This is a genomic window from Hornefia butyriciproducens (genome assembly GCF_009695915.1).
In the GTDB taxonomy this organism is placed as follows: Bacteria; Bacillota; Clostridia; order Peptostreptococcales; family Anaerovoracaceae; genus Aminicella; species Aminicella butyriciproducens.
In genome coordinates this window covers 22,727-30,388 of record NZ_VUMZ01000014.1, presented here as the reverse complement: position 1 = coordinate 30,388, position 7,662 = coordinate 22,727, and the positions used below count along the sequence as shown (strand labels likewise).

General features: G+C 42.4%; 6 protein-coding genes. 5 read left to right on the top strand and 1 reads right to left on the bottom strand.

Annotated elements, in window-relative coordinates; translation table 11 throughout:
- The first annotated feature begins 213 nt into the window (after positions 1 to 213).
- The 4 genes from FYJ64_RS10855 (at position 214) to FYJ64_RS10840 (ending at position 5,855) form a co-directional block, all read left to right on the top strand.
- Complete coding sequence (locus FYJ64_RS10855; protein ID WP_154575144.1) at positions 214 to 1,263, top strand: hypothetical protein; 1,050 nt, start codon at positions 214 to 216, stop codon at positions 1,261 to 1,263.
- Complete coding sequence (locus FYJ64_RS11600) at positions 1,227 to 3,188, top strand: McrB family protein (protein WP_235897177.1); 1,962 nt, start codon at positions 1,227 to 1,229, stop codon at positions 3,186 to 3,188. Before FYJ64_RS10855 ends, FYJ64_RS11600 begins: the two co-directional genes overlap by 37 nt.
- Before the next feature lie 12 nt (positions 3,189 to 3,200).
- Positions 3,201 to 4,493, top strand: coding sequence for an McrC family protein (locus FYJ64_RS10845; protein WP_328597010.1), 1,293 nt, complete (start codon positions 3,201 to 3,203; stop codon positions 4,491 to 4,493).
- A 144-nt stretch (positions 4,494 to 4,637) separates the two neighbouring features.
- Complete coding sequence (locus FYJ64_RS10840; RefSeq protein WP_407928807.1) at positions 4,638 to 5,855, top strand: IS256 family transposase; 1,218 nt, start codon at positions 4,638 to 4,640, stop codon at positions 5,853 to 5,855.
- A gap of 470 nt (positions 5,856 to 6,325) precedes the next feature.
- On the opposite strand, the gene FYJ64_RS10835 is transcribed toward FYJ64_RS10840, so the two are convergent.
- Positions 6,326 to 6,961, bottom strand: coding sequence for a LysR family transcriptional regulator (locus tag FYJ64_RS10835; protein WP_407928806.1), 636 nt, complete (start codon positions 6,959 to 6,961; stop codon positions 6,326 to 6,328).
- A 160-nt stretch (positions 6,962 to 7,121) separates the two neighbouring features.
- Here FYJ64_RS10835 and FYJ64_RS10830 point away from each other — a divergent pair, with 160 nt between their 5' ends.
- Entirely contained in the window at positions 7,122 to 7,658 is a 537-nt protein-coding gene (locus FYJ64_RS10830; RefSeq protein WP_154575142.1) for a DapH/DapD/GlmU-related protein, read from the top strand.
- Positions 7,659 to 7,662: the final 4 nt, after the last annotated feature.

Genomic DNA, 7,662 nt, shown 5'->3' with positions numbered 1-7,662 from the left:
AAGGTGCATATCACTATTCTAAGAAAGGATATTGGTGATTTCCATCTCTGGAATGCTGATTTCCGTTTGACCGGAATGGTGATTTCCAATGGCCGGACAGGTGATGGATTTCACTCCGGAATACTCAGGAATGATGTCAACTAGCGCTTTATGTTGCTAAAAAGGTGTGTTAAAATATATTTGTAATATTGTGTCTAAAGAGAGGCGAGCATCATGAAAAAATGGATTATTCCTAGTAATATGAATCGTTATGACGTTATTGGGGCGTATAGCAAATTAGATGAAATAGATTGGACGCAGAGAGTCAAAAGTATTGAGGCAGGCGACATTGTTTATGTTTATATAAGTGCACCTATATCCGCAATAAAACTTTGCTGTGAGGTAATTGCTACAAACCTTACTAGTGAAAATGCTGAACTGATTGACGACAGCGAGTTTGTAGTTGGAGAAAACTTTGATGTAAAAGAATCTTCCCAATATATGAGGTTAAGAAAAATTCGTGAATTTAATGATAATGAAATTCCACTCTCTGTAATGCAGGAACATGGTGTAAAAGGCAATATTCAAGGAGCACGTAGTCTTCCAGAAGAACTGGAACAGTATATAAGTCTTTTAGAATTAGAAAAAGGCAATAAGTCAAAAGTAGATTGCCTTGGTTTGCTGGATTATTTAACGGAGAATGCGGGGAAAGTATATAAAAGCCCTGAAAAAGCATCAGTGGAAGAAAAGCCGGCACTACTCAATCTTAAGGAAAAGGGGCGTAGTGCTATAAAAACGCTCAAAGAGATCGGAGATGAATGCTCAAAAAAATGTGGACCTTTTATAATAGATGGAGGTAATTGGTTAGATGCATCCTATACCAAGGTTCGAAATTATTTATTGGCGCAACTGAAGTATCCAGAGCATACCCAATCACCAGAGAGTATTTCTATTTTTGTTGAAGAGGATGAGAATTCTGGCAAGGCACGCTATCGAGTTAGCCTCGAAATAAGGGATACCGCTGCCAAAAAAGAAGATTACGATAAACACTATAAATCATTGGACCTTCCACTCGATACTGACAATGGCCTTCAGTATTTTCTTGGAGGAAACAATTCTGATAGCGAGTTTGGTGCATCTGAGATCACTGACCCTTCTGTTATTAAGCAGATGCTTGAAAAAAAGAAATTCAAAAGGTGCAAATTTCTCGATGCATTAGCGGAGATGACGTTTCATCAAATGATGAGATGCTTCAAAAAATTGTTCAGGCTGCAAGAGCTTTAAAAGTTTATTATGATCACGTAGTAAGTGATCAAAAAGATGAATACTGGCCACCACTTAGAGAGTATGACCCGGGAATTACAAAGGATGAGTATAAGTGGTGCATCTCAGATCCAAGTATAGTGAAGTTTGAAAACCTAGATACGATATATTACATTTTCCAGATGGGCGGTGAAGCAACTTGCACACAGATTGAGAAACAGTACGGTAATACACAAGGACATTACAATCAGAATGCTCAACACGTTGGGCGTTGGATCGCGAACGAAACGAAGTGCCCTGTTAGAGAAGACGATGATGGCAAACATTATTGGACAGTTCTATTTGTTGGCCGTAGCACTTTGAAACATGAGGACGGTTCGTGGGTATGGCAGTTACGAGAACCCCTCAGAGAAGCTATTAATGAGTTAGATCTTGAAGGATTCTTTGAGGACATGAAAGGGAAGGATACAACAGTCATGGCGGATAGATTTGAAAAAAATATGATTTTATATGGCCCTCCGGGTACCGGGAAAACATATAATTCAGTAATTTTTGCTGTGGCTATTTGTGATAATAGGCATCTCAAGGACGTTCAGGAAGAGGAGTATAGCCATGTATTAAATCGCTATAAAGAGCTTCGTTCCGAAGGGCGTATTGCATTTACAACATTCCATCAGTCCTACGGTTATGAAGAATTCATAGAAGGTATTAAGCCTATAATGGACGAGGAGAAGGAGGAGATTGCATACAGTATAGAAGACGGTATTTTTAAGAGATTTTGCTCAACGGCAGCTGAAGTTGAAGTCAAATCTAAGTCTTTTGAAATTCGGCCTGATGCTTCAATATGGAAGATTACAATAAAGAGTGGAAGTAAGAATAACGTTAAAGAGGAATGCTTCCTGGAAGGTAATATGCGTATTGGATTTGACATTGATTCAGAAGATACAAGCGTCAAAGAATTTGTTGAGGATATGAAACCAGGAGATAACGTTTTATCCTTTAAGACCCGTGAGATGATTGATGGTATAGGTATCATCGGTGAGGGTGACCCAGAAGAACTTGCCAATAAAACTGAGTATAAAGTTTCACGGCCAGTACAGTGGATTGCCACAGATATAGAGGAGAACATTATCTCCATCAATGAAGGTAAGAAGCTGCACAGACCAACAGTTGCTCGAGTTCCTAGAATGGCTGTTGAAGATATCATGGCTGTGGCTTCAAAGAATAATGCGTCCTTGACAGAAACAAAAATTGAGAAAAATACCAAGCCATATGTATTTATTATTGACGAGATAAACCGTGGTAATATTTCAAAAATATTTGGTGAGTTGATCACACTGATCGAGACGACCAAACGAAAAGGGGCGGATGAAGTTATGTCTGCTACGTTACCTTATTCCCAGTCAAGTTTTAGCGTGCCAGATAACGTTTATATCTTGGGGACAATGAACACTGCGGACAGGTCAATTGCTCTTATGGACACGGCACTTAGGAGAAGATTTGATTTCGTGGAAATGATGCCGGAATCGCGAGTTTTGACTGCAATTGGATCAGACAAAATAGAATTGGGAGAAGAGACTTTAGATGTTGCAGAAATGCTTGATAAAATAAACGCTAGAATTGAGTACTTATTTGATAGAGAACATACTATTGGGCATGCATTCTTCACTAGTCTTAAGACTGATCCAACAATAGATAATTTGGCAGATATCTTCCTAAAGAACGTCATCCCGCTTCTGCAGGAATACTTCTACGAGGATTATAGCAAGATCCAGTTGATCCTTGGCGATAACGGAAAAGAGGATGAACAATACAAGTTCATAAAAGACAGTCAGATCATCATGAAGGATCTGTTTAGGGGCAGCCCAGACCTTGACCTTGGAGATACAAAGTACGAAATCAATCTAACGGCATTTTACAAAATTCAAAGTTACCAGCAGATTTAAGAGGGAAGCGGCGTGAACAAATTACTGGAAGTTAAGGAGTTTGACTCCATAACGTGCAATGAAAACTACAAAAATGAATATGCATATCTTCCAGAGCAGACCTTTCATGATCTTGAGGACTTTATTCACTCTTATGAAGCGGATGAAGAAAAAGCCGATGCGTTGGATTTCCTGAAGATCGGATATCGTAGACACATAGGAACGACTATTTCTGTAAAAAACTATGTTGGTTTGATTCAGATGCAGAATGGATACCAGGTCCAGGTCCTTCCGAAAATATCGTTTGCAGAAGAAAAAGACGTAAACAACGTGGAGACGAAGCGTGTTTTTCTTCGCATGCTACGGAGCATGAAGGATTTTCCGAGTAAGGTGTTTAACGATGCGAATCTCAAGATGGACCGGATGAACCTCTATGAGATCTTCATAAACATGTATTTGCAGGAAGTGCATCAGCTTGTTAAGCATGGTATAAAGTCTACATATGTAGCGAAGGAAGATAACCTTAATTACTATAAGGGTAAACTGATAGTTGGGGAGCACGTGAAGCGGAACATTGCCCATAAAGAAAAGTTCTTCGTCGCATATGATGAGTATCATGTTAATCGGGCAGAGAATCGATTAGTAAAGGCTACTTTGCTCAAGCTTCAGCAGATCTCAAACAGTTTGGAAAACCAGAAGACAATCAGGCAGCTTTTAACTCATTTTGAAATAGTTGATGAATCTAGCAATTATGAGAAGGATTTCGCACAGGTTGTGAAAGATAGAAACACAAAGGACTATGAAATGCTTATTCGCTGGTCGAAGGTGTTTCTTTTGAACAAAAGCTTCACAACTTTTTCAGGATCAACAAATGCACGAGCGCTATTGTTTCCGATGGAAAAGGTTTTTGAATCATACGTGGCCCAGGAGTTGAAAAGATCTGTTCAAAGTGAGGGATGGACTGTCTCCGTTCAGGATAAAGGGCATTATTTATTCGATACGCCGAGGAGATTTGCATTACGGCCGGATATCGTCTTAACAAGGGGTGACGGCAGCGCTGTGATAATGGACACGAAGTGGAAAAGCTTAGTCGATAACCCAAACAAGAATTATGGAATATCACAAGCTGATATGTACCAGATATATGCTTACTCAAAGAAGTATGGAACTTCTGAAATATGGTTGTTATATCCCGTAAACGATCAAATGAGAGACCACGATATAATTTCATATTTAAGTGACGATAATGTTATTGTCAATTTGTTCTTTGTTGATGTTGCAAATATTTCTGAGAGTCTCAATGAGCTTAAGGAAGCTTTGATTTAGAGCAGGGAAAGATGTCGCATTGGTGGAGAGTATGAAACAATCTCTGTAAAAGTTCATTTCTGAGGCCTTTCATGATACAATCAAAATCATGGAGGGCCTTAGTTTATGGCAAAAAGAGAAAGAAAATCCGTACATCACGTGGAAATGACGGACGGGAAACGAGCGATCATTCAGGGACTGCTGCAGGAATATGATATCCAGAATGCTCAGGATATCCAGGACGCGTTGAAAGATCTTCTCGGTGGAACCATTAAAGAAATGATGGAAGCTGAGATGGATGACCATCTCGGGTATGAAAAGTCAGAGCGGACGAACGATGACAGTGAGGACCGTAATTACAGGAACGGCTACAAAAGCAAACGAGTCAATTCCAGCTATGGAAGTATGGATATCGATGTGCCGCAGGACCGAAATTCTTCCTTCGAGCCGAAAATCGTGAAGAAGCGGCAGAAAGACATTTCTGACATCGATCAGAAAATTATCTCCATGTATGCGAAAGGGATGACAACGAAGCAGATCTCGGAAACGATGCAGGATATCTATGGGTTCGAGGCATCGGAGGGCTTCATTTCCGATGTTACAGACAAGATCCTCCCACAGATCGAAGAATGGCAGAACCGGCCGCTTTCCGCGGTATATCCGATCATATTCATCGATGCCATCCATTTCTCCGTACGGGAGGACAGTATCGTTCACAAGGTGGCCGCATATGTGGTTCTGGGAATCAACACCGAAGGAAAGAAGGAAGTCCTTTCTCTGGTCATCGGCGAGAACGAGAGCAGCAAATACTGGCTCACTGTATTGAATTCATTGAAAAACCGTGGTGTCCAGGACATTTTGATCCTCTGCTCGGACGGACTCTCCGGGATCAAAGAGGCGATCACAACTGCTTACCCGGAGACGGAACAGCAGCGCTGCATCGTACATATGGTACGAAACACGCTGAAATATGTGGCAAACAAAGACATGAAAGAATTCGCCAAAGATCTGAAAACAGTCTATACAGCGGTAGATGAAGAAGCCGCTTTGGAGCAGCTCGAAAGAGTGAAAGGAAAATGGTCGCCGCAGTACCCGTATGCCATGAAACGATGGTATGAGAACTGGGATGCCGTTTCTCCGATCTTCAAGTTTTCCGCGGACATTCGGAAGGCATTTTACACGACCAATGCGATCGAGTCGCTGAATGCCACGCTGCGCAGGCTGAACCGTCAGAGGCCCGTATTTCCAAGCGCTCAGTCACTTCTGAAGGCTCTGTACCTGGCCACGTTCGAAGCCACCAGAAAATGGACGATGCCGATCCGGAAGTGGGGCCAGATCCTGGGAGAACTGGCGATCATGTACCCGGACAGGATTCCAGAATAGAAAAAATCAGCTGATATGCCGAAACCAGAAACGCCCGGAATTGCCGGGTGTCCTTGACATGCCAGCCGATTTCTGATAAACAGTAGACAGGTGCTGAAGGGAAGTTTTTCCCATTCAGATATATCTCATCTCATGAAAGGCCCCAAATTACAGAAAGAATTTCATGCTCTCCTTCTTGCCAGAGATATGTTGTCGCCCCTTTACTGCTTACTTGCAAAGCCAAATATATTTATTTGCAAATATTCCTTACTTCACCTAAAAACAACTTGGCTGCTCGGGAGAATTGCTGCTCCTTTCTCCATATCAGCCGCATGGGAGAACTGATCGTCGGGATGATGGGTCTGAAGCACAGGATGCTTTCCGCCCCGGTGTTGACCAACTTGTCAAACCCCAGCGCATAGCCCAGGCCCTCCCGCACCAAAATGGAAGCATTATAAATCAGATCATAGGTTGCGACGATATTCAGCCGGTCATAGTTTTTTTTGCAGCCATTCGGGCATTTCGTTGGTAGCTCCCTGTCTGGACACGATGAGGGGTAGCTCCGTTAGTTCTTCTATGGCAACCCCAGTTTTGGACACCATGGGGCTATCCTTTCGCATAATCAGCCCCCAAGTATCTGTAACAGGCAGATCCAAATACGCATACTTGAACAGGTCAATATTCTGAACAACAACAGCAAAATCCAACAGCCCTTTATCTAGTCGCTCACAGACCGTTTCTGCATTTCCGCTATACAGGTGGAAGTGCAGATTTTCATATTCTGTCCGAAGATGCTTGGCGGCTTTGGCAAGCAACGACATCCCATCCGATTCTGCACACCCGATGTAAATGTCTCCACCGTTAAACGCATTCATAGAAGCGAACTCAGTGGCGGTCAAGTCCACCATTTCAAGAATGTCCAAGGCTCGCTTATAAAGAATTTCTCCCTCCGGGGTCAGGCGAATATTGTAATTTCCTCGGACAAAGAGCTTTTGCCCCAATTCTTCCTCCAACTCCTTGATCTGTTTGGATAGGGTCGGCTGGGTCACATGAAGTTTCCGTGCTGCACCCGTCATGCTTTCTTCTCTGGCTGCCTCCACAAAGTATCGTAGCACTCGCAGTTCCATCCAATATCCTCCTCTCGTAATATTTCCATTATAGTATGCACAGATATTCTTTTCAAGAATGACTAATCATAATTTATAACAATTTGCTATTTTGTACTTTTAGATTAAAATAGAATTAAGAGGTGAGATTGAATTGACTTTAGACGAATTTCTAAACTATATGGACAGCGGAAAAGAAGTGATCGCAGGTTCAGAAGAACACCAATGCATGTGTGCGCTTTCTGAGAAAGCGATTCGGCTGACCATGGAACTGAACGGCAGCTACCACACTGCTGGTGAAATTGTTTCCTTGATGCGGCAAATCACCGGGCGGAAGGTGGATGACAGCTTTTCGCTGTTCCCGCCATTCTACACAGACTGCGGGAAAAATCTCAAAATCGGGAAAAATGTATTCTTCAATTCTGGTGTCAAGATCCAGGATCAGGGTGGCGTTACCATTGAGGATGGCGCATTGATCGGACACAATGTAGTACTTGCTACACTGGATCATAGCCTTGATCCAAACCGCCGAGGTAATTTGATACCGGCTCCCATTCATATTGGCAAAAATGTATGGATAGGGGCAAATGCTACGGTATGCAAGGGCGTTATCATTGGAGATGGTGCGGTGATTGCTGCAGGAGCTGTGGTCACGACAGACGTGCCGGAAAAGACCGTATATGGTGGTGTCCCTGCAAAACTGATTAGAGAAATTTAGGAGG